General features: G+C 41.4%; 20 protein-coding genes and 1 riboswitch. Of the genes, 6 read left to right on the top strand and 14 right to left on the bottom strand.

Features of this window, described 5'->3' with window-relative positions; all coding sequences use genetic code 11:
• The first annotated feature begins 42 nt into the window (after window positions 1-42).
• The gene (locus tag Q4533_RS16045; protein WP_303503304.1) at window positions 43-2,037 is read left to right on the top strand and encodes a hypothetical protein; all 1,995 of its coding nucleotides are present in this window, start codon (window positions 43-45) and stop codon (window positions 2,035-2,037) included.
• A gap of 839 nt (window positions 2,038-2,876) precedes the next feature.
• Here the strand turns inward: Q4533_RS16045 and Q4533_RS16040 are convergent.
• Window positions 2,877-3,674 carry an ABC transporter substrate-binding protein gene (locus Q4533_RS16040; RefSeq protein WP_157936254.1) on the bottom strand — a complete coding sequence of 266 codons (798 nt, stop codon included), beginning with the start codon at window positions 3,672-3,674 and terminating at the stop codon, window positions 2,877-2,879.
• A gap of 281 nt (window positions 3,675-3,955) precedes the next feature.
• On the opposite strand from Q4533_RS16040, the gene Q4533_RS16035 reads away from it, so the two are divergent.
• The 4 genes from Q4533_RS16035 (at window position 3,956) to Q4533_RS16020 (ending at window position 9,151) form a co-directional block, all read left to right on the top strand.
• A complete protein-coding gene (locus tag Q4533_RS16035) occupies window positions 3,956-4,837 on the top strand; it encodes an ABC transporter ATP-binding protein (RefSeq protein WP_102475818.1) in 882 nt (293 codons plus the stop codon).
• Window positions 4,834-5,817 (top strand): ABC transporter permease, encoded by a 984-nt coding sequence (locus Q4533_RS16030; RefSeq protein ID WP_303503301.1) that lies wholly within the window; start codon window positions 4,834-4,836, stop codon window positions 5,815-5,817. The genes Q4533_RS16035 and Q4533_RS16030 overlap by 4 nt, the downstream gene beginning before the upstream one ends.
• A gap of 397 nt (window positions 5,818-6,214) precedes the next feature.
• The gene (locus Q4533_RS16025; protein ID WP_102475820.1) at window positions 6,215-7,129 is read left to right on the top strand and encodes a DmsE family decaheme c-type cytochrome; all 915 of its coding nucleotides are present in this window, start codon (window positions 6,215-6,217) and stop codon (window positions 7,127-7,129) included.
• A 12-nt stretch (window positions 7,130-7,141) separates the two neighbouring features.
• Complete coding sequence (locus tag Q4533_RS16020; RefSeq protein WP_303503299.1) at window positions 7,142-9,151, top strand: MtrB/PioB family decaheme-associated outer membrane protein; 2,010 nt, start codon at window positions 7,142-7,144, stop codon at window positions 9,149-9,151.
• Window positions 9,152-9,432: 281 nt separating this feature from the next.
• On the opposite strand, the gene Q4533_RS16015 is transcribed toward Q4533_RS16020, so the two are convergent.
• From Q4533_RS16015 to cobS, 13 genes are all read right to left on the bottom strand, one after another.
• A complete protein-coding gene (locus tag Q4533_RS16015) occupies window positions 9,433-10,410 on the bottom strand; it encodes a TIM barrel protein (RefSeq protein ID WP_102475822.1) in 978 nt (325 codons plus the stop codon).
• Between the two features lie 37 nt (window positions 10,411-10,447).
• Window positions 10,448-10,822 (bottom strand): hypothetical protein, encoded by a 375-nt coding sequence (locus Q4533_RS16010; protein WP_241904959.1) that lies wholly within the window; start codon window positions 10,820-10,822, stop codon window positions 10,448-10,450.
• Window positions 10,822-12,291, bottom strand: coding sequence for a cobyric acid synthase (locus Q4533_RS16005; RefSeq protein ID WP_102475823.1), 1,470 nt, complete (start codon window positions 12,289-12,291; stop codon window positions 10,822-10,824). The genes Q4533_RS16010 and Q4533_RS16005 overlap by 1 nt, the downstream gene beginning before the upstream one ends.
• A gap of 126 nt (window positions 12,292-12,417) precedes the next feature.
• Window positions 12,418-13,002, bottom strand: coding sequence for a cob(I)yrinic acid a,c-diamide adenosyltransferase (gene cobO, locus Q4533_RS16000; protein WP_102475824.1), 585 nt, complete (start codon window positions 13,000-13,002; stop codon window positions 12,418-12,420).
• Window positions 13,003-13,088: 86 nt separating this feature from the next.
• On the bottom strand, window positions 13,089-14,165 hold the full coding sequence (locus tag Q4533_RS15995; protein ID WP_102475825.1) for a hypothetical protein: 1,077 nt from the start codon (window positions 14,163-14,165) through the stop codon (window positions 13,089-13,091).
• A gap of 1 nt (window position 14,166) precedes the next feature.
• Window positions 14,167-14,856 carry a histidine phosphatase family protein gene (locus Q4533_RS15990; RefSeq protein ID WP_102475826.1) on the bottom strand — a complete coding sequence of 230 codons (690 nt, stop codon included), beginning with the start codon at window positions 14,854-14,856 and terminating at the stop codon, window positions 14,167-14,169.
• The gene (cobU, locus tag Q4533_RS15985; protein ID WP_102475827.1) at window positions 14,849-15,373 is read right to left on the bottom strand and encodes a bifunctional adenosylcobinamide kinase/adenosylcobinamide-phosphate guanylyltransferase; all 525 of its coding nucleotides are present in this window, start codon (window positions 15,371-15,373) and stop codon (window positions 14,849-14,851) included. Before cobU (Q4533_RS15985) ends, Q4533_RS15990 begins: the two co-directional genes overlap by 8 nt.
• Window positions 15,370-16,227 (bottom strand): helical backbone metal receptor, encoded by an 858-nt coding sequence (locus Q4533_RS15980; RefSeq protein WP_102475828.1) that lies wholly within the window; start codon window positions 16,225-16,227, stop codon window positions 15,370-15,372. The genes cobU (Q4533_RS15985) and Q4533_RS15980 overlap by 4 nt, the downstream gene beginning before the upstream one ends.
• A 2-nt stretch (window positions 16,228-16,229) precedes the next feature.
• A complete protein-coding gene (gene cobU, locus Q4533_RS15975) occupies window positions 16,230-16,769 on the bottom strand; it encodes a bifunctional adenosylcobinamide kinase/adenosylcobinamide-phosphate guanylyltransferase (RefSeq protein WP_303503297.1) in 540 nt (179 codons plus the stop codon).
• Complete coding sequence (locus tag Q4533_RS15970) at window positions 16,766-17,779, bottom strand: iron ABC transporter permease (protein ID WP_102530697.1); 1,014 nt, start codon at window positions 17,777-17,779, stop codon at window positions 16,766-16,768. Before Q4533_RS15970 ends, cobU (Q4533_RS15975) begins: the two co-directional genes overlap by 4 nt.
• The gene (locus Q4533_RS15965; RefSeq protein WP_102475831.1) at window positions 17,766-18,578 is read right to left on the bottom strand and encodes an ABC transporter ATP-binding protein; all 813 of its coding nucleotides are present in this window, start codon (window positions 18,576-18,578) and stop codon (window positions 17,766-17,768) included. The genes Q4533_RS15970 and Q4533_RS15965 overlap by 14 nt, the downstream gene beginning before the upstream one ends.
• A gap of 56 nt (window positions 18,579-18,634) precedes the next feature.
• Window positions 18,635-20,458: a TonB-dependent receptor gene (locus tag Q4533_RS15960; protein ID WP_303503294.1), complete on the bottom strand. Its 1,824-nt coding sequence runs from the start codon at window positions 20,456-20,458 to the stop codon at window positions 18,635-18,637.
• Between the two features lie 118 nt (window positions 20,459-20,576).
• Window positions 20,577-20,743: riboswitch (cobalamin riboswitch) on the bottom strand.
• A 908-nt stretch (window positions 20,744-21,651) separates the two neighbouring features.
• The gene (gene cobS, locus Q4533_RS15955; RefSeq protein WP_102475834.1) at window positions 21,652-22,425 is read right to left on the bottom strand and encodes an adenosylcobinamide-GDP ribazoletransferase; all 774 of its coding nucleotides are present in this window, start codon (window positions 22,423-22,425) and stop codon (window positions 21,652-21,654) included.
• An 846-nt stretch (window positions 22,426-23,271) separates the two neighbouring features.
• Here cobS and Q4533_RS15950 point away from each other — a divergent pair.
• Entirely contained in the window at window positions 23,272-23,550 is a 279-nt protein-coding gene (locus Q4533_RS15950; protein WP_102531542.1) for a hypothetical protein, read from the top strand.
• Window positions 23,551-23,810: the final 260 nt, after the last annotated feature.

Raw genomic sequence — 23,810 nt, 5'->3', positions numbered from 1 at the left:
CGAGTATCGCCCACATTCGAAAAATGTTGTGAAATGGATGATATGAAACAATTAAATACAACTGCTGCTTTGCTTGCATTGGCGATACTTTCAGGCTGTGGAAGTGATGACTCCAACAGTGCTCCAACCCCGCCAGATTTACCTGAAACAGGCCAACCACCACAAACTGGTAGCGAGGTATTCGATAATGTTTGGGGACCGGATATAAAATGGCAATTAGAAGGACCAATAACCATCTACTTCGACAGGATGGACAGAGCTGATTGGGTTGCTCAATCTGAAAGACGACATGCCGATATTAAACATGGATTCACTGTTGAAGCAGAAGAGGTTCGTCGGGTTATTCCAACACCGCTGCGGGATGATTTGTTTAATGATGGTCAAATCACTTTTGCAGAAGTGCTGCTATACCTATCTCAGACCCGTGATGATTTCCATGTTGAGTACCAATGGGGCGAAGATATCGGTGCTTATCGCTATACGGTATGGCGTAATGAGGATGGTAGTGCTGTAGAGTTTGATATTGATGGAAAACCAGTTGGAGAAGGCGATCCTAACTGGTATGCCAATTGGATCCCAGATACTGCAGACTTTAAGCGCGAATTTCAATACAACAATTGGGGTGAAAACGTTGGCACTCGTTTAGAAATGACTGTGCTGCAATCAAATTCAGGTGTATTACTGCGTCCAAGAAGTGAGGCTTATACCTACCGACGTGAAGAAATGCAAAGAACACAGGTTGAGCGTCGCAACGAAGCTCAGGCTCAGTTCTCTGATAATCGTATAATTATTCCTGAAGTTATGCTTGATCCTGCTGATGGCGAACCAAGATATTTTTATAACGTCGAGGTTAGACCACATAACTTACGTCCTGACATATATAAGAAAGATGCCATGATCACCATGGCGGATATTTATATGAGTATGCATGAAGATGGGCTGATTGATGTTGGTTTTTCATACTGGGGTAAGATATCCACAGGTATAGATATTCAGCACTTCATTATTAATTCTGTTGATGGTGCTACTAACCAGGCTAGATACGCATATGCGATTAATGGTTATGAGCGCCGTTATATTAAAGATTGGAATCACAAGTACGGCCTTGGAGATATGTCTAAGCCTGAAGACACGCCACCGGCAACATTCTGTGATGGCATTGCCCTTGATGGCTCAGCCACTGGCACATCAAACGGTCAAATTGATCAAGAATGTGGCGAATACTTTGCAAGTAAAGGCATTGAAATTGACCTTACTGATTGGTATGGCTACAGAAATATGCACACCTTTGCAGATGTTTGGCCTATGTATTACCCCGTTGATTATACCGCGGTAATGGCTAGACAGTTGATGTTTGCTGCACCAGAAAGCCATCGAGTTGGCGGGGATAATCAATATCCAATTTACGATATTGACGAGGCAATTCGTCCATTATCAGCAGAGCATTTTGGCTGGGGCGTTGCCGATTGTGGTACTTGTCACTCGTTAGGCAGTATTCACTCTGATGGCGACCAAGGTAGTTTGGGGGTTAACCCAACGCCCGTTTATGTTATGGATCTTGCAAATGGCGTACAGTCTTATGAAGTATTAGATGAAGCGGATCGCGCCGTAGCACCTTACCAATGTGCTCAGTGTCATGGTAGTAACGGCGCACCAGCAGGTCACGGTGAAATGGGGGTATGTTTCTGGTGCCATGATAATGAGTTCCAACCTAAAAACCATGGTTCAGTAAATAAACTGTTCCCGAAAATGTACGAAGGTGGTAACTCTCCTGAAGATATGAGTTATCACCCAGCTAAACCAATCATTGATGTGCCATCAACCGATAGAGATGCTGTGAGCGTTGTTAGTGCTGAAATGTATGGTGATGCAAATCACTTATTGAACATATTACCTGCGTTGAAAGATCAAAACTTTGTTTATATGCACGGCTTATATAGCGATGATATGAAAGTTAGGGGTAATAGTGACTGGACCACAGATCCTGTTTACCCAGATCCATACTCGTGTATGACCTGTCATGTAAACCCCAAATAAGCTGTAAAAAGCTAAATTCGATGCTAAAGGCCACTTGATTTCAAGTGGCCTTTTTATTTTTGAGTATGTTCCGTCCTGAGCTAAGCTGACAAAGGTTTGTCATAGCTGTGGGCAAAATCTGATTTTAAGCTTGTGGGAAAGCAGTTTTATATTGTAGTAAAGCGTGGACCCTGCAACTCTTTATCATGGTCATTTTACGGTCTAAAAAGCATTCATTTTAATTGATGGGTGTAGTAGTTAGGTTAAAGTTGAGCTGTTTTAGCTTTATTTAGCTTTATTTAGCTTTATTTAGCTTTATTTAGGTTGTTAAGGTGTGTAAATGTTCAAGGTGTGCGTTTCAAATAGTTTAAGAGGTTTGAGGTGTTCAATTTAATGCAACTCAAGTTAAAACTAATACATTTTAAGGAGGTATTGGGTTATCCCTTTACTGTGATTTGAATCGTATTGATTGCTTTGGTTGTACGCCGTGTGTGATGAATGCCTCAGCATTCAAGTACCGTTTTATTTTCCAAAGCAGGCTTAGAAAAGTCATCTTTGCATGAATTCATTAAAGGTCGCACAGTGTCTTACATTTGATTAACTAAACCACCTTAGTTGTAGCTATTTAAGGTGGATACCTTAATAATTTAATGTTTATAAATGAGTTGCTTAATCAGCGTACTTAACGCACGCTAATGACCAAAGCTATTAGCTACATTTTCGCTTTGTTGCAAATATTTGATAACTTATTGCACTAAAGATTAAATTGCTGTTTGGTTTATTTATCGTTTTTTTGTAATTGGCTATTGCGCTTTTAACAAGGCCTCACTATTCATTTAGCGGTCATTAAAATTTGTGTTTTAATTACCATAAATAGCTTCCGCGAGTAGCCTTGCAGCTTGGGGGATATTCGGCCCAGCCTGTTTGGTCACTGCCGAGTCAATAAATCTGACAGCGTCTTTATTTACTGCGTTCACGCGATCAGCCTCTTCACGGGACTTGACCTCACTGATGGTGGTGGTGCCGCTACCCGCTTGTGGTCCTTCGAAGATTGGACCTGTAGCATCCGGCCACATCGGCAGCAAAATAACATCGGGGTTTTCTTGCACAACTTCTGGCCAGGTCACCATGGGCGCGATACCATCACGATCTGACAAAATGGCTTTAGCTCCAACCAATTCAATTAGTTCAGTCATGTATGAATGCTTTCCGGGCACGCATTTATATAAATAGTTAATTTCGTAATAGACCTTTGGAGATGGATGGTTACTGTATTGGGATGCGATCTTTCGTAGCTGACCCTGAATTGATTCGACCAAGGTAATGGCTTGTTTTTGATTATTTATTGTCTCCCCAAGCAAAATTATTTTGGTGTATACCTCTTCTAAGCTGGATTCCTCCATATGAATAACGGGTATTCCCAGTGCTTTTAGCTGTGCTTTTAACGTCAGTTGCAGTCCAGTAGCTGTGAGCACGAGATCTGGATTCAAGCGAGTGATATTGTCGATAGTGATATCAGTAAATCCACCAACAATGTCGATACGACTTTGTTCAACTCTTAAGGGGACTTCGGCAGGAAATCGAGCGTAACGAGTCACACCTACTAGGTTATCAATTGCCCCAATTTCAGCAACAGTATGGCTCCAATTGGGGGCCAAAGACACAATTCTGAGGGATTGTTCCTCTTGGCTAAAAACTGGCTGTATAGCTAAAAAAAGGACTAGCCCAAATAGTATTTTTATCGCGCGCATGTTAAATCTCAATATCAATGATGTTCAGGCATGATGGGGTGATTTTCGCTAAAAACAAGCACGTTAAAACAGCTTTGTGTGCAAGTACACAATTATGATTTGCTAAATCAAAGACTGTTAAAACCCCCAGTGTTTTTTTCCATTGCACTACAGATAATATATGTCTAATAATTTTTCTTGAGGTTGTATTGTCAGTATTATTAAGTGTTCGCGGCTTAACTCATCGATACGGTGATTTCACTGCGGTTAATAACATTAACTTAGATATTGAGGCTGGTCAGTGTTTTGGTTTACTGGGTCCTAATGGCGCCGGTAAGTCAACAACGCTTGAAATCCTTGAAGGTGTCTTGAAGCCAACTCAGGGTGACATACGCTATCGAGGCTTGCCAATCAAAAAGAATTTCAAACAAGAAATTGGAATTCAATTTCAGTCGACTACGCTACCGGATTATTTAACTGTTAAAGATTGCTTGAAACTTTTCGCAAGTTTTTACCAAAGCCATGCACCTATTTCCCATTTGATCGAGTTATGTCAACTACAGGAAGTTGCTAATCAGCTTCATTTTACGCTTTCTGGGGGACAAAAGCAGCGGCTATTGCTGGCGTTGAGTTTAGTTAATGATCCCGCTTTGCTTTTTTTAGATGAGCCCACCACCGGGCTAGACCCCCAGGCTAGGTTACATTTTTGGCAGTTGGTTAGGGAGATAATAAAACAAGGGAAAACAGTTATTCTCACTACACATTATATGGATGAAGCAGAGCAGCTTTGCGATCAAATTGCCATCATGGATAAAGGACAGTTTATCGCAGAAGGTTCACCTGAAGCGCTACTTAAAGATAATTTTTTTCCGCAAATTGTTGAACTCGATGGCGTTTATTGCGCTCAGGATTTTGACGGTTTACCAGTAAGAGTTAGTCATTGTTCTGGTCAAACAAGGGTAGAGTGTCATAGCTTTAATGATCTACTGCCAGCACTCGCTTCAGGTCACTCTACTAACGGCATGTCTGTGCGTAAGCCGCACCTTGAAGACCTTTTTCTAAAGTTAACTGGTAATGAGCTTCGTATATGAATGCATTATTTGCACTGATCAACGCCCGAAACCTTGAGTTTGTGCGTGACAAGTCTGCGCTAGGCTGGTCACTACTATTTCCAATTATCATTATTCTGGTTCTCGTACTGGTGTTCGATGATGATAACCCGACGCTTTATCAGCTTGGTGCCTATGGTGATAGTCCGCAGCTTGAGGCATTGTCGGAGTTAAAACATGTGGATGTTATTTATTACAATGACTTAGAGCAAGCAAAGCATAAAGTCTCTCGACATTTAATTGATGGTTTGATCAGTGGCGATAGTTATTGGGTCAACCCAGACAGTGCTAAAGGTTATATATTAGAGCAGGTTATTTTTAGCAAATCCCCTGAGTTAGAAAAGCAAACAATTGTTGGCAATGCCGTGCGTCATGTTGAGTGGCTACTGCCAGGTATTATCGGAATGAACATGATGTTTTCTGCGCTTTATGGCGTGGGTTATGTGGTGGTGCGGTATCGCAGAACCGGGGTGTTAAAGCGGTTGCAAGTAACCCCGTTAGCGGCGTGGCAGTTTTTGGCATCCCAACTCATTTCAAGACTTGGAGCGACAGTGGTTTCTGCTATCTTAGTCTTTTTGGTTATCGCGCTGATGTTCGATATTAGCTCTCAAGGTAATGTACTGCTTTTGGTGCTCAATACATTACTCGGTAGCGCAGCCATGATCAGTATCGGTTTGCTGGTGGCAAGTCGTACCCGCTCAGACGAGTTGTGTAATGGACTGCTTAATATTCTCTCATGGCCAATGATGTTTTTATCGGGGATTTGGTTTTCTTTAGAAGGCAGTAAACCCTGGGTTCGTTTTTTGGCTGATTGCTTACCGTTAACTCACATGAATGATGCTAATAGGGCGGTTATTATCGACGGCGCTGGATTATTCGATATTGGCAATCATCTGCTATATCTTGTGGCAACGATTTTGATATGTTTAGCGCTAGCTAGTCGCAGTTTCCGCTGGGATTGATTCAATGATAACGAGGTAGCTACTAATAATAGTAGCTACCTATAAAGGAAATGTAATTACCTCCATCTTAGCGCTGCAATCCATTGGGAGGTTCAATACACCTATTTGCCAGTAGATTATCTATACACGCTAAGGTAATTTCACATCAATTAAACTGTTTTTTACCTTAGTTTCACTTTTATCTGCAGTATGTGATCCAGAGGGGAAGCCCTCTTATGCCCACCTTGTTATCAGCCTGCCAAAATATCTTCGGTTATAGCTAACAGTTTTAAGTTTACTGTTAAAAACCCCAGAGAAATTTCTATTTTTTGTGGTTAGTCTCTGTTTCTAATCGATATGTAAATTGAACATATTGAGTAGCAAAACTAAAAATCTAATATAAATTATGGCAGATGATATGAAAAAATTGAAACGTATGAGTGCATTGCTAATTATGCTATCTGGCTTTATTGCCAGTAGCATTAATGCTGAGCCAATCGATATTTTGATGGATAAATTTGAAAGTGGGGCTTATTCGAAAAAGGGGGCTGATGGTTGCTTGATGTGCCATAAGCGCTCTGAAAAAGTCATGGCCATCTTTGATGGCGTTCACGGTCAAGCGATGTCAAGCAATAGCCCAATGGCGGGTTTGCAATGTGAGGCATGTCATGGACCTCAAGGTAAGCATAGGGGCAAAAATGAACCAATGATAGATTTTGGTACAGACTCAGTTTTGACTGCTGATATGCAAAACTCTGTGTGTACTGCTTGTCATAATGACAATGCTCGAAGTGCATGGCATACCTCTGCTCATGCAGATCAAGACGTTGCTTGTGTCAGCTGTCATCAGGTGCATGCTGCCAAAGATCCTATTATGGTAAAAAACACACAAGCTGAAGTGTGTGCGAACTGTCATATCAAAGTAAATGCAGATACCCATAAACGTAGCCATCATCCAATTAATAATGGCTCAATGGTCTGTACTGATTGTCATAACCCGCATGGGTCAATGGGCGAGAGTGATCTTAAAGCCTTTAATGTTAATCAAACCTGTTTTGAGTGCCATGCCGAAAAACGTGGTCCTTTCCTTTGGGAGCACGCTCCGGTAATGGAGAACTGTGCCAACTGTCACAACGCTCATGGCAGCGTTAACAATGATCTTCTTAAATCACGTGTGCCTATGTTGTGTAAGCAATGTCATGCAGGAGATATCCATGCTTCCACTATGCCTGGTGATAATCAAAGCGTCCAAACAGCAGGCCAGGGATGTTTAAATTGTCATAGCCAAATACATGGTTCAAATCATACGTCTGGCAAGGCGCTACAGTTTTAAGGGGATTATCTTATGAAATTTAGATTAAATTTAGTTGCCATAGCGCTTGCCAGTGTTAGTACTGGAGCGATGGCATTTGATTTTGGTGTAACAGCGGCAAATGATGTTAACAATCGTGCTGATAGCTGGAAATGTAAGAACTGCGTTTCTAACAGCAGTGTTATTGGTCAGGTTGGAGTTGATTTAGGGGCATTAGATAGTGACGATGACTACGCCGCGAATAAACTGAAATACACAGACGGTTTAGCCGCTGGAGTGAACTCTGATCTGGTGATTAATAGTCGAGGTTATCGTACCGAAATCAAGGCTGATAATTTAGGTAGTCAGCAAGGTAACGGTAGCATCAAAACTGGCCGCCTCGGTAGTTGGGGTATCAAGGCAAGTTTTGATGAAAAAAATCAATACACAGCAGATAATGCACAAAGCGTTTGGACTAGTAATAATGGCCATTTTGTAGAAAATGATGACCTCGTGACTCAGTCATTATCTTTACAGCGCAAAAAGTATCAATTAGAAGCAAACTATACTCGCGACCGCTACGCGACCTATGTTAAATACGCGACGGAAGATAAAACGGGTAAGCTGCTTAGCAGTATGAGTAATGGTGGCATCATTGCGACTAACTTAGCTGCACCTGTAGATATGCGCACGCAAAATTTATCTGCGGGAGTGAACTTTAATGGCAATAATTGGTTCTCTGAAGTTAACTACAAAGGTAGTTGGTTTGATAATAATAACCATGCTTTGTCAATTGACAATGATGCTTATCCTAGTGTGTCACAGGCGGCAGATAACCAAGCACATTTTGTGAGTGCGTTAGGTAATTACCGTTTTGATAAAACCTATCTCAGTGGCCGCCTTGTTAGCGGAAATATGAAGCAAGACAGTAACTTTATTACCTTAACAGGTATCCCAAACAGTGGGAATCAAGGTAATGTCGAAGTTGATATTCTTGATGCTAACTTTAAAGTGTCTAGCCTAATTGCTAAAGGGCTACGTTTGAATGCTTCTGTGGATTACTCTGATAGAGACAACACCACCGACATCCACGAGTACGAACAGTATAATTACAATTCGATGACCGGACAATTGGTTGAGAATCGTATCTATGACACGACTCGAACGACTTACAAAGTGAGTGCTAGTTATAATCTTGCAACGGGTCAGCGTATTGAGGCAGGTTTTGACCGTACAGATACTGAACGTTCAAATCAAGATCGAGAAAAAACGGATGACAATATTTTTTGGGCGCAATGGCGTGCAAGTAATTTTGAAAAGTGGGATTTACGCTTAAAAGGCAGTTACTCGGACAAAGGTGGTTCATCGTTCTTATATGACGATGCAGTATCAGGTGACGAGAGTGAGTTAATGCGTAAGTATTATCTTGCAGATAAGAAAAGCTCAAAAGCTGAGGTATTTGTCACTCATACCCCATTGGATAATGTCTCAGTTAGCTTCAACGGCTATTACTCGCTAGATGATTATACTAATACTGATATTGGCCTCATTGAATCAGAAAACTACGGTTATGACTTAAGTGTAAACTGGCAAGTGACTGAAACCTTGAACCTAAATGGTGATGGCGGTTATCAATGGATTGATAATAATCAGGCTGGTGCACGTAATGATTATTCTAATTATTGGCAAGCTAATACCAACGAGCAGTTTGGCTTTATTGGTGTTGGATTTGATTACACAGGTTTAGCTGACTATGGCATAAGTATCGGTGGTAATTATAGCTATGCACTGTCTTTCAGCGACAGCGATATTGACAATAATGATGTATTTGGCGATTTTGAATCAACCAGTCATTATGCTTCGGTTTTTGTAGATTATGCATTGTCTAAAGCCATGACGGTCGGCTTACGTTATGAAATTGAACGTTACAAAGACAGTGACGATACGCAATTACCTGTTAATTACTATCCAGGAACTGGCCCTACTGGTATTAAAACCTTAGGGGAATTGAATCATGATTACACCGCTCATCTCGTGATGGCGACCTTTAGGTATCATTTTTAGTTGGTTTTAAAATACTAGCTAAATAGTCTTAGTTGCTATTACCAGTCTGTTTTTGAGGGTAATAGCAACTTTTTATAGCGGCTAACAGTAAACTAACAGCGCTTTAAGTACGCCTCTGTGACTGTCGTCGTAATCTATTATATTTCGGGGAAACCTTGGTTTGTGACTAGCTGTAACACCGTAAAGCCCTTACCGTCACACTCTTATAAAGATATTTTAGCTGCTTATATGTAAACAGCTTAGATACTGACTTTATTATGTTTTCATAGAACCAATACTCGTTATGCTACACGTAAACATCGGTTTAATAATGTCATCTGGGTCGAAATATCAGTTTGCCACTGTGGTAGGCTTTTTTGGTTAATTTCATGGACAAGGAAATCAGGCTTTATACGCTCAATAAGATTGGATAAGTCACACTGACTAAAGGCTTGGTGTGGGTCTAGTTTATTGATGTGTTGTAAAGATAAATCAAACTGTTGCCAGAATGGACTCTTTACTGACAGTGGAGCTCGCCACTGAGGCTTGTGAGCTGGGAGTATATTGCTGTTTAAATGAAGGGTACAAATCTCATGGTGTAAATCCAGCTGCAGCAAGCGTTGCTCAATAAAATCCAGAGCCTGCTGCTCATGGCTAAACTGTGTTTGGGTGGCCATCATATGGCCCGTATCGAAGCAAATGCCGCAGTTTTGATAATCAACACTGTGTCGTAATAGATCATACTCACAGCGGTTATCGAGGCGAAAGCTTTGCTGCCACCACATGTTTTCGAATAATAATTTCCCCTTAAATTTACTCTTGGCTAGTACTTGATTCAATAACAGGCTGCAGGCTTTAACTGTATCTTCATAAGTCCAAGGAAAGTGTTGTGAGATGAGGTTGTCGATATCACAATCCATAGGGTGAAATACCGCATAGGGTGCGCCTAATGCGTGCGCCAAGTCCAGTTGTTGAGTGAGGGTGTTGATGAGGTAGTCGGCATCAGTACCACCATAGAATTGTGCGACAGTGTCCCAATCACCAAAGATGTCCATTAACCGTTTGCTGTCGTTATAAAGTAACGGAGTCAGAATGGGAAAAGATTGCAGATGAAAGCCGCCACTTAAATGAGCTGGAATAGCATCCGCAGAGACAGTGCCATGCGGATATATTTCGAAACCATCAAGGTTCATTTGGCTTAACCAATCTTCAGCTTGTTGCCAGTTATCTAGCAGGTGACCTGGGTTTGGGGTCACTGTGAGGTTCGTCAGTTGCTTCATTATTGCTCCTTGCTGTTATGTGTCGAAAACTCATGTTCTACATAAGATGAGGTGATGTAGGTTTGTCACATATTGATCTGCCAAATAGCCAGAAACCTCCGTTATATTCAGAGGGGAGGTTATTCAAGTTGTCCGTGAAGATGTCATAGCGTTGCGTGACGATAACGTTTATGACGTCCTCAATTTCCCGAGGAAAAGGCGATATGCCAAGATCGAGGTGGTGAGCAGGATGACCACTGGCGAATTCATGAAAAATAGGGTCGATAAAGTCAGGCCCAGTTTTAAACACTCTGACTTTGTTTCCTTGATTACTCCAATATCTGGCCATAGCAGCAACCAATGTAGTTTTACCACTATCACTACTTGGAGCTGTAACAAACAAAGCAGGGCAATGAGCTTGCATCTTATTCATTAGCTCCACCCCTCAATACCGTTAAATAGTGAATCGAGATCGAGCGACTCTTCAAGGCTATCGGCGAGTCGATTGAGGTTTTCCTCACGCAATGCTGACATATCTTGGGCTTTTTGCTGTTGGTAGCCTGCCCAGTTCAGTAGCGCATTACAGGCTTGTGGCTCATCGAATACGCCATGAAGATAAGTGCCTAATACTTGATTTTGTGGACAGACTGCACCATCAGGATAGCGATTATCCTCAGTGCCTAATGTGAAGGGTTGAGTCTCCTGTACATTACTGACTCCTGCATGGATCTCATAGCCTTTCACTGGATGAGTGTTGCCATTAAGCTGGAGTTCGCCATGGATCTGTTTAAGGGTTTTCGTTTTCTCAAGGGTGGTAGTGATGTTAAGGTATCCAAGTCCTTCGCTGCTGCCAGCTTGACCTTCGATACCATGGGGGTCATCAATGCTGTGGCCGAGCATTTGATAGCCGCCGCAAATGCCAATTAACTTGCCGCCAAATCGTAAATGACGGGCGATTTGCTTGTCCCAACCACGATCTCGCAATGCTTTCAAATCGCCGCGCACGCTCTTAGAACCGGGCAAGATAATTAAGTCGGCATTTGGTAGTTTATCGCCAGGTTTAACAAAGCAAAGGTCGACACCCGGGTGAAGCCTGAGGGCATCAAAATCCGTATGATTACTTATGCGTGGCAAACCCGGCACGACAACTTTAAAATGGCTATCGTCATCGAGTTGCTGTTGGTTGATAGCATCTTCCGCTTCAAGGTAGAGTCCGTGTAAATATGGGACAACACCGATTACCGGCACGCCAGTTTTCTCCGTCAACCAAGTAAGCCCACTTTCTAATAAGGTGATATCGCCTCTGAAGCGATTGATAATAAAACCCTTAACCAGTAATTTCTCTTCAGCAGAAAGCAGATCAAAAGTCCCATATAAATGAGCAAAGACGCCGCCTCGATCAATATCTGCCACAATAACAACAGGGGTTTGGGCCGCAACGGCAAAGCCCATATTGGCTATGTCTTGCTCACGCAGATTCACTTCAGCAGGACTGCCAGCGCCTTCAACCAGTCTAGCCTGCATACCTTGTCCCAGGGTTTCAAAACTTTCCAGCACTATCTCTAGCAGCTGCGGTTTAAAGTTGTGGTAATTGACGGCATTCATATCTTCAATTGCTTTACCACGAATGATCACCTGTGCACCTGTATCGGTATTGGGTTTTAGCAGTACTGGATTCATGTGTACGCTTAACGGAAGGTTACACGCTTGTGCCTGCACAGCTTGTGCGCGACCTATTTCGCCGCCGTCTGGCGTGACTGCGCTGTTAAGTGCCATATTTTGTGGTTTGAAAGGGGCGACTTTAATTCCTTTACGTGCCAGAACTCGACAAAGCCCTGCAACCATCAAGCTTTTACCAGCGTCGCTGGTAGTGCCTTGCACCATTAATTTGAATCCGCTCATGGGAGTTGTTCCATTAAAAAATTATTTTGGGCTTGTTTTTAAGCGTCAAAAATTGAATTGATAAATAAGCTGGGCACTTCGGGAAATATCGCTATTAAAGTCGCCCGCAATTTGCGTACCTTTTAATTACCAGTCCAGCCCTTGACGCGCTTTTAAGCCTTGATGGAACGCATGTTTTTCAGGTCTTACTTCACTGACCGTATCAGCGTACTCTTTGAGCTCACGATGGGCTGCTCGACCAGTGATAACCACTGACATTTCAGTTGGTCTTTGTTTCAGTGTGGTAATGATGTCGTCCAGTTCAATAAAGCCCCAAGTGATCATGTAAGTGAGTTCGTCTAATAGCACCAAATCTAAGCTAGGATCGGTAATGAATGATTTTGCTGCTTGCCATGCAATTTGTGCTGCTTGCTTATCAACTTCTTTATCTTCACTATTCCAGCTAAATCCTGTATTCATGGTATGAACTGGTACATTGAGTTGTTCAAGTAAGTTACGCTCACCGCATTCAAGATCGCCTTTAACAAACTGCACTGCCGCGACTTTTTGTTGGTGGCCTAGGGCTCTAAATAAGGTGCCAAATCCACCAGTGGTTTTACCTTTACCATTACCTGTTATCACTAATACTTGACCACGCTCTTCTTGGGCTTTTTCGATGGCCTGGTCAACATGCTCTTTGTGTTGTGCTTGTTTTTTAGGGTTATAGCTCATTATTATTCCTGATACTTTATTCTGGTATATTGATAGCGTTTGCTAGCCTGTTATCACAAGTTATGACTCAAATCCTATTTCCCACATTAGGCCACCGATTCGTTTTCAAGAAATGGTCGCTGGTATTCATTTACGGCCAGTTCAAGCGCCTTAATTATCGCAGGTTCGTTTATCCCTAATGTCTCAGCTAAAACCAGCAGGCCACCTAAGCCGCAGCCCTCTACTACTAGCCCTTGCTCATAGCACTGAAGGCAGCTCATATCAGAGCGTGAAAAATTGGTTGTGTGGGTGGTGATGACATCTTTGTCCCCAAGATGGGATAATACTTGTTTGCCATCGCCATTAAGTACCCACCGAGTGGTGTGGATTAGCACAGGGATGGCTAGAGAGTTGGTTTTTCTTGCCGCCAATAGCGGCGCTACGAACATCATGCCACCAGCAAAAGTTGGCATTGGTAGCTGTGTTGGCCACTGTTTAATTAGTTGGCTGACGGCCAGTTGAATTGGATCGTGAAACCGTGGGTTAGCTAATAAGCGCGTTTCATCAAAATTTTCGCCATCAACACGATATTGGCATTCAAGCTCATTGAGTAGTTGCTGCTTTATAGCTAATTTTTTAGGGTCGATAGTGCTTCCCGCGGGAGACAAATCCATACCAGTAAGTAAGCGTAACCACAGGGTAGAAAAGGTGGTGCCGCCAACTCCGCACTCAGACAAAATACTGATGCAGCCTCTTTGGGCTTGATCCACTAACGAGGGAATTAATGTCGTTTCAATTAACTCAGTGCTATCAATATTTCTGCCACCATGGTGTGATTGTACTAGCCAATCTTCTTGCATGGTGTGCGGCTGACTGACATTAAAGTTATAGCTATGAAATTCAATGTTATAACCATTGCTGGCTAATAACTTTAGTAGCCCTCGAGATAATACTGCCGGACTAATACCACCATTACTTAACAGCCCATCATATTTATCAGCCTCTTTGGACTGCAACTTTTTCAGAGGTAATACCGTGTTGGCTTGCCCATTGGCGATAATTTCACTGTCTCTGGTTGGGGTGAAATGCATTAAATCGGAACCTGCCCCAGCATCAGAAAGTTGATGTAAGCTCGGCAATTGAGTTGCTGCGCAGTTCAAAATGTTAAAACAGATAGTTTTCATTTTAGGCTTCCTTTGGCTGAGTGTCAGCGTGGTAGTTATGCAGTCCTGTCAATTGCGGCCATAGCACCTTGTCATCATCAATAAAGGTATTGATTTGTAGTCGAGCTGCGTAGGAAACCATAAGATTGCTAAGGTGGGCATTGCAATATTGATGGCTGTGGCTATGAGAGGATAGAAACGCTTCAGAGAACTTGTCTATCGAATTTGAATGACATAATAGCCAATGCATAATGATGCGAATAACCCCTGAATGAGTCACAATTAATAAGTGTTGGCCTTGATATTGTCGACTGAGTAACTGAATTTGCTTTACTACTCGTTGCATTAATTGAATGCTTGATTCACCTTGAGGAGGCTGGCTTAAAAAGGGGTTTTGCCAAAATTTAGGGTAGTCAATATCAGTAGCCGCCCACAGCTGTTTAAGCGGCAGACCGTCCCATAAACCGAAGTCCATTTCTTGCCAGTCAGCACAGATAGTTATTGGTACGGCGCTTTCGTGAGCGAGTTGCTGGGCAAATGCGCTACAGCGCTCTAATGGTGAACTAATAATTCTATCAAAGCCTAAACCTATACTACTTTGACGTAGTTGTTGCCAGCCAAGGGCGGTTAATGGTGCATTGGTGCGACCCAGTAAGCAGTCGCTGAGTTGCGGCTGACCATGGCGTAATAAAGTGAACTTAGTGTTATTCATAACTGAGTTCTTTTGGCATTTTTAACGTGTTAGCAATTTTGCTTTGGCAGAAAGTCACCTTGTCAGCGATTTCGGCGATGATTTGGTGCATTTCGCCACTGGCATTAACGAACAGTTGGCTCATTTTATCTTCTGGAATCAAGCTTTGGCCACATTCAGTGCTAACCAGAACGCAATGCGATTGCATATTGGCCAGTGTTTTCGCAAGCTCCTCGATAGCTTGTTTTAGGCAATGTTGTGCCAACAGTTGGTTGGTTAACCACAGGGTTAAACAATCAATTATGATGGTTTGCTCTGGCTTGTCGTGTTTAATTAAGCTAGTGACTAAATCTACTGGCACTTCGAGAGTTTGCCAACTGTCAGGGCGCTGTTGTTTATGTAAGCGGATCCGCTCTTGCATAGATGCACTCGGGCGAGAGGTAGCGATATAGAGCACGGGTAATCGAGTTTGGCTGACTTCTAACTCTGCAAGGGACGACTTGCCACTGCGAGCACCACCTAAATAAAAACTAATCATAATGTTGCCGCTCTTTGATGACGTGCTAAGTCGATTTTCTGGCAAATGTTTATCATTCCTTGAAGTACACGGGGGCCTGTACGGTGAATGAGATCACCTTCTAAGGCGATCACTTGTCCATGCTTTACTGCGGGTAGCTCACTCCAAGTTTCCCAGCGGATTAACTCTTGATTACTGTTGCCGTGATAAATAGGTTTAAAGATCATTTCAGGCATTAATGAAACGACTTGTTCCATGTTGACTTGAGGGTAATCTGAGTGGGCATTTTCAAATATGTTTACCCCTCCGCATCCTGCAAAAATCTCATCCATCCATGAACTGGAGGTTGTCGTTAAAGGGTGAGGCCACACCTGATAAAAAATGCTGATGGGATCTTGATGCTGATATTGTTGACGAATCTCGTTTAGCTGCTGACTGAATTGCGCAGCTTGTTGCTGGGCAAGCTGTTGTTGTCCGGTTAGTTGACCTAATTCAATTAACCTTTTCGGTATATCAGCAAGCTCTGTGACACTGGTATCAATAACAGTAAACCCGAGGCTTTTAATGCGGCTAAGCATTCCCGATGACGTGCTTTCACTGTTCACTATGATGGCGTCGGGATTAAGCATCATTAGGGCTTCGTAATTAACAAAGTCGTAGCGACCAATACGTTTTATATCATTTGCAGCAGCAGGGTAGTCGGCATATTCCACTGTGCCAATAATTCTATCGCCTGCGTCAATACTGAACATCATTTCTACCGCATGGGGTGATAGCACAACGAATCTTTGCTGTGCGCTGTGGGCATATGAAGTAGTCAAGCAGACAAGAAATCCCGCGACAATTAAGCTTATGGGTTTAACGAAAATAGACATAATTAAGCCCTTTCCTTAATAACCATAGGTAGGCCTGCAATTGATACTGTGACCTTATCGACACACTCAGCGATTGATTGGTGTAACCAACCTGATTGGTCGACAAATTCTCGACACAATGCCCCCATAGGGACAACACCTTGACCAACTTCATTACCAATAAGTACTATTTCTCCAGAAAGCGCTTTTATGGTATCGATGAGTTGACGCTTCATTACAGGGTATTGATTCGTAGATTGCTCAGCATCGTGTAGTAAAACATTAGATAACCATAGGGTTAAGCAATCAACCATTATGAGGTTGTCCGCTTGGCTGTGGCGCTGTAGGGTGCTAGCTAGTGCTAAATGGGATTCAACCGTTTGCCAATTGGGCGGACGGTTAGCCTGATGATGAGCGATGCGCTTTGCCATCGCACCATCCTTATTTTGCGCTGTAACAATAACAATGACTTCACCTTGCGTATTGCTTTGCCATTGGGAGGCATAGTTTTGCGCCATTTTACTTTTGCCAGAACGGGCTCCACCAATAATTAACTGCTTCATCTAGTACGACCTTTTTGGCGTTTAATAAGAAGAAAAATAAAGAAAGCACTCCCCATCATGGCGGTCATAACGCCAACAGGGAGCTCTTGGCTAGGTAAAATTACCCGCGAAAGAATATCGACAGAGACCATTAAAATGGCGCCCATCATGGCGGTAATAATGAGGCTAGCTGGGTGAGCTGCACCGACTAACATTCTTGAAATGTGAGGCACCATCAAGCCAACAAAGCCTATTCCTCCACAAGTTGCCACCAAAGATGAGGTAATTAATGCGGTTAGCATTAGCATGCCTAACCGTAATGGCAGTACTGCCACCCCTTGGGTGTGGGCGCTTTCATTGCCTGCCATTAATGCATGCAAAGGTCGCTGAAATTGGAAAACAATAATGCTACCAAGCACTACAATGATGCTGGGGTACAATAAGGTGGACCAAGTAGCATTAGCAAAGCTGCCTAAAGACCAAAACAAAACAGCTTGTATGGCTTGTTGATCGCTAAAATAAAGAATGAGGTTGGCGATAGATGAGAGCAAAAATGAGATTGCAACCCCAGACAATACAAGGGTTTCAACTTGCCCATCACGGGACATGACCATGACGACTGCTACTGCAATTAATGAACCTAAAAAGGCGCAAACAGGCAATGGTAGAAACATTATTCCGCCAGTTAACGCCAAAATAGCGCCTAATGCTGCCCCTGAACTAATACCAAACAGGTATGGGTCGGCAAGTGGATTACGAGTGACACATTGTAATACCGAGCCTGATATGGCTAGTCCTGCGCCGCAGAGCATCGCCATAATTGCCCTTGGCATACGTAACTCAATAATAATACGGTCAGAAATAGCTAAAGAACCTGTTGCAGCCTCTGATATGTCAGCGGCCCGAAGAATCGCGCCTATAACATCATTAAACTCAATATTTGCGGTACCAATAACAATGGCAAATACTGGACTAATGAGCACTAACGGAGTAAGAATAAATAGCAATTTTTTTGCATTAAACAGCCGCATATAAAGCCTCAGAATAATGGTATGTGATCCGAGGGTTCTCATTAGTTGGATGACGATCAATATGGGCATTTACGCCATAGATATGGCGAATATTATCTTCAGACATCACTGCTGAAGGCGGGCCATTTTTGACTAAACGACCTTCTTTGAGAAATAGCATTTGATCGCAAAAGGCGCTGGCTAAATTAAGGTCATGAATTGTGGCGATAACAGTAATATTTAACGATTTAATTAATGTGAGTACTTCGAGTTGGTAACGGATATCAAGGTGATTGGTAGGCTCATCAAGCAATAAAATTTCTGGCTTTTGTAATAGGGCTCTGCCAATCAGTAAGCGTTGTTTTTCTCCACCAGATAAGTGCTCGAAAATATGCTCGCCTTTATCTGACAAGTTAACTTGCTCAAGCACTTCATCAATGATCCGTTGCTCTTTTTTATAGTCAATAGCTTGCCACCATTTATGCTGGCTAACTAAGCCCGTTGCCAGTAATTGGCGGCAGGTGACAGAAAACCCTGATGGAGGGTGTTGCAGCACGACAGCAACTTTTGCTGAAAATTGACGACGAGAGATGTCATTAATATTGACCCCGTCAAGATAGATTTCGCCAGTTGATGGCTTTAGGTATTTATAAATACAGCGCAGTAATGTGGATTTACCAACACCATTAGGGCCTAAAATACCAATAGTCTCTCCTTTATTTACCTTGAAGTTCAGTTGTTGCAATACATTTTTATCAGCGCAACTCCAACTTAAGTTATTAACTGATAGGTGTTCTATTGTGTGGTTATTTACTGTCATTAGTATTCCACTTAGGCGTCAATAGCGCTGACGCCTAAGTCTTAGTTAGGACATAATTAGAAAGCTTGGTAACTCAAGCTCACAAAATATTCCATCCCTGGATTGTTGTAGTTGCTGACGGTCATATAGTCATCATCAAGTATGTTGTTGGTTTTCACACGTAGTTGCCATTTGTCGTTAAACCAATATCCCATGCTGACATCGACCCTATGGTAAGCATCAAGGTGTTGGCCGTAACCTGAATAGCGTTTGCCTTGATAGTGATAGCTTACGAGTAGGTCAAAGTGTTCCCATTGATAGCCCACACTATAATCAAACTCGTGCTCACTACGGCCAACAAGTTCTTCATCATTTTTAGTGTCTTTGGCATCTAAATAGGTGTACGAAATCCGGTGGTCTAATTGCCACAGCTTGGTATTTAACGATAACTCTAAGCCTTTTATCTTGGCTTCATTGATGTTGGCAGGTTTCCATATGTAACCATCTTCATCAATCGGTGCCCAAGCAATGAGGTTATTAATATCGTTTTGGAATAAACTGATATAACCTTGAATAGCAGAGCCCCTATAATTAAGGGTTAATTCATAGCTTTCAGAGGTTTCGGAGGATAAATCTGGGTTTCCTGTTCCAGGCCAGTATAAGTCATTAAAAGTAGGTGCTTTAAAGCCTGTGCCTGTGCTTGCCGTTAAGCGCCATTGATCAGAAAAGTTATAGGCTGCACTTAAATTATAAGAAGTTTCATTGTCGATATTTTCAACGTCATCATATCGGACAGCCCCTTCAAATAGAACGTTATGCCATTGGTATTGAGCCAGCGCATAAATTCCCCAAACTTCTCGTTCATTGACAGCATAATCCCCATTTACGGACTCGTTATACCAATCCACTCCGCCGATAACAGTCAGTTCATTAGATGCTTTAAATTGGTTTGTCCAATTTATTTGATCGCGAGTTGTTTCGTATTTTTGTCTCGCGACATCCGGGTTATCACCGCGAAAATTGACATTTGAATCTTGAGATTGACCAATATTTAATTTACTCGTGAGTTGCTCGCCCTGATATTGGGTGCCAACATTCCACAAATAATTGTCAAAATCAGCTTGGTCAGTGCCGCCACTGGCGTAAATATCATCGTGTTCGCTATTACCAGTGTCATATTGTAGACTCCAGCTAATATCCCATTGGTCAGAGATATTTTGCAAACCCGCTACAGTTAATCCTATGCGGTCATAGCCATCATCATCAGCTTCTTCTGGAGCGCCATTATGGATATTATATCCATCTGAACGTTCACTGTTTACTGTGATAGTACTTTGACCATCACCATGTGCCACTCCCGCACCTACAGTGCCTCGTAGATAGTTATTACTACCTAACTCGGTACTGGCAAACCATTCACCACCATTAAGTTGGCGAGTAAATATTTGTATTACGCCGCCAATAGCATCACTGCCCCAAATAGAAGCTCTAGGGCCTTTTATGACTTCTATCCGCTCAATATTTTGTGGAGAAAGGGAGCCAAAATTGACAGCGTTTAGGGGGGCAGATCCAACCCTTAAACCATCAATAAGCACCAATGAATGCCCAGAGCTGGTGCCTCGTATACTCACTGAAGCCGTTTGTCCAGCCCCACCATTTCGAGTCACACTTAAACCTGGTAATGCTTCTAGAACATCAACTACTGATTTGGGATTAAGCACATCAATTTCTTCACGTTCAATGGTATTAATTACCGTAAGTTGTGAGTCTGGTGTGCTCTCAAAACGTGTTCCAGTGACCACGATTGTTTCATGCACTGGGACTGCAGGTGCTGCAGCATTTACACTGTAAGTTTGAAAAATAGCTAATGTGATAGCTGATAAACGCAGTTTAAAACTCATTATTGTTGCCTTGTTATGCTGAGTTTAAAATAGCGGGAGATGCGCTGCTTGTTAATAATTGAGTAACTAGTAGCGAATAGAAAAAATCCAATCTTTCTATGTCTCAAGAAACCCGCTTGAGTACATCGAACAATTAGGTCGGTCTCCTGGCTCACAGCATCTAGAAATACACCTTCCCGATATAAAGTCAGTGGTAAAAAGTATTTCGCTCTGTTTACAGTTGCAGGTACAGCTGTGGGGTCTCACCACATTCCCAAAAATAACACCCTAATTGTATTGATAGTGATAAAGCTTGTTCGCACAACTCATTGTTGTGAACTGTTACTTTACCCATCGATGATGTGGTGGAATATAATCAATTATTGGTAGTTGGAATGTGAAAATGGTCACAGGTTTATTTATATGGACTAAAGTGTGTGACTTTTAACAGTACTTTTGTGGTGAGACTTTATGGGGCGGTTTTTCTTGCTTTAAATATGAGCTATTTTTACTTGTAATAAGATTTAGGTTGAAAATTAATTTTATAATATGTTTAAATTACTGTTAAAAGTAACATATTAAAAATTATTAAGCATTGCTATTATTTGTTGTGAGAGTTGTTTTACGCATATCGTAATAGAGATGTTTAAAACAATATTCACAACATTTGAATGTAACCATAATTGTTTGGTTTATTCTTATTTTGATATCGTTTTTTTCTGCAAGTTAAATGTTATTTGAAGTCATATTTTTATATTGTGGCTTTTTTGATATTTTTTAATATATACTTCCACCCAAAGTATATGGTAAAACTGAGTAATAACTTCATCACTCTTACTTGGTAACCCTGCATTATGAGGTTAGAGGCATCTAACCTCATTTTTTTTGAGGCTAAATTTTCATCACGGAACCTATGTGTAATTTTATACATGATAGGTTGTTTACGCTTAAGTGTGATTGCTAGAATGCAAATGTTAGCAGTGAGACTTTTAAACTAGATAGGAAAGTTAGTTGCTGAGGAACGTGTTTTTATTTTTTAAATAAAGACTCTCTATGAATTAATCAGCAACTGGCTGAAATAAAAATATTAAGTGTTATCACTTTTAAACTAAAGGGTTTTCCATCACCTTAATATTTTTTACTTTAACATGTTAAGTGCACTAATCCTGTCTGGTTTTGATTTGTAATCACTAGTTTCAATAAGTATTAATATACTAATATGTCCAAATAACAAAGCAAATATAAGTTAATAACTCTATTACTTGCTGCGTTGCGCCAAGGGTGTCACCTGTATATCCATTTATTTGTTTTTTCATTAACTTGAGTAATAAAACAAAAGCTATCAACCAAGTTGCTAGTAATAATAAAGTTAAGCTGCTTGGCAGTAAAAGCAATCCAGGGAAACCACATGCAGTTAGTATCAATAATGTGTTGTAGTTGATAGTATTTGATTTTTGTGGTGTTTTGTTTTCCCCTATACGTGCATATTCAAGAAAGAATGGCACCATGCCAGAGATAGCTCTGCTAGCACCATGTGCAGTTATTAATGCGAGCATGACTTGCTGCATACTGAGTAGCTGCAGGCTACTCAGTTTTATTGCAAAGGTTGATATTAATGCAAGTACCCCATAGGTGCCAATCTGGCTATCTTTCATTATTGCTAACTTTCTGCTTTTATCCCAACCTCCACCAAAGCCATCAGCGAGATCGGCCAAGCCATCTTCATGAAAGGCACCGGTTGCAAGGATGAGTATTACCAAAGTCACAACGCACGCAAGGGAATGAGGAACTACTAAGCTAAGTGCAAAGTATACAGCTGCGCCAAAAAAACCTATAAAAAGACCAACCAATGAAAACCAACGACTAGCAGCCGCCACAGTCTTTTCATGAAACATCATGTGATTTGTAAAAGGAAAGCGTGTTAGAAAACTAATGGCTGCAAGAACTTCATTAAATATATTGTTTTTTTTTATGTCTAAGTTACTCATAACTTGTTTTTTCTCTTTAATCTTGTGGGGTTAGTGATAGAGTATTTTAAGATTACTATTTATGGTTTGCATAATGTTACTGAGAACTTGTTAGGGCAAAAGTGGGGGAGAGTAACCACTTTTTCAATATCATTAAATTTTTTTGATTGAATGGATATTTAATATAGTGATTAACTCAAATTAGGTATGAGTAATAGATCACAAGTTTCTTTTTAAGGAAGAAAGACTGTGCTTTTTCACAGCTTTCAACTGCAATGTAATTGAGGTGAACTAATATTGAATACTGTCAACAACATAAAATTTCAATTGGAACTTTTTAACAGCGTCCATTGCTTCCAGCATAGCAGGTTGAGCTAAGTTCTCCACAGCAGGCACGGCTGAACACATCATTTTATATATAATAGGAAGCCTTGCGTTCAAATCCCTATCTCTCCGCCATATTTAAGACGAAAGGCTCATCAGAAATGATGAGCCTTTTTTCGTTTAACTTACTAAAAATATTGAAGATTAATACTATCAATTCAAAACTACTTTATTGTCTAGTGTTTGAAGTGCCTGTTTTATAGTCACTTATCTTCCTTGAGAGGATTGACTCAGTCAATATCCCTGCTTTTCGCATCAGCAGAGCTCCTATTAACGTGTAGCTCACACGTATCTGTTTAGCCACATATTTACGTGATAAAGGCTTTCCTTTTGATGTAAAAGTATCTTTGTTAACCCTAGGCTTTGCTGAAGCCATATTAGCAATATAGGCGCTATATCGATGTAGCAAGTACACTCAAAAAAATCATCAATGCCATAGATCATCAAATCTGTATTAATGACTTTATTCGTTATGTTGATGAAGTGATTAACAGTCTTCGCAGTGAGTTTGAGAAAAACAAGTCGGCCATCAGTACAAAGCCAGCAAGTTTTAGTATCCCCATCAGAGACACTAAGCTGCCACAACACAGTGAAACTTACTCAGTAGCCAAACCACTGCCAGTTATGAGCTTGAATAATGCATTGGCAGCATTTGTTACCTCAAAAGAGAAATCAGGTTTTAGTCCACTACTTATTAACCTGCATCTATTAACCAGCTTGCGCAAAGACCCCGTCACTTCGTTGAGTTGCTGCCCAAAATAGGAAATCGATCATCAAAAAGATACCTAAGCTATTTGCGTTAACGATATTACTTCGGCTGATGCCATGAAGTATCGTGATGAGCTACTCATGCAGGGTTAACGCTATAAAGAATACTTAGCTAGCGTATTTCAGTTTTAATTCGTATGGTCGATGACATAGTAATTGAGTGGAAAAAGAGGCATTAGCACGTTATATATATGAAGTAATTTCAGTTTCTGAAAAACAAAATCATGATAGTCAATTTGAAGTTCCACAGGGTA

The organism is Shewanella sp. 6_MG-2023 (assembly GCF_030547195.1).
Lineage (GTDB): Bacteria > Pseudomonadota > Gammaproteobacteria > Enterobacterales > Shewanellaceae > Shewanella.
The sequence above is the reverse complement of the archived record's forward strand: the minus strand, read 5'-3'. Positions and strand labels throughout refer to the sequence as shown.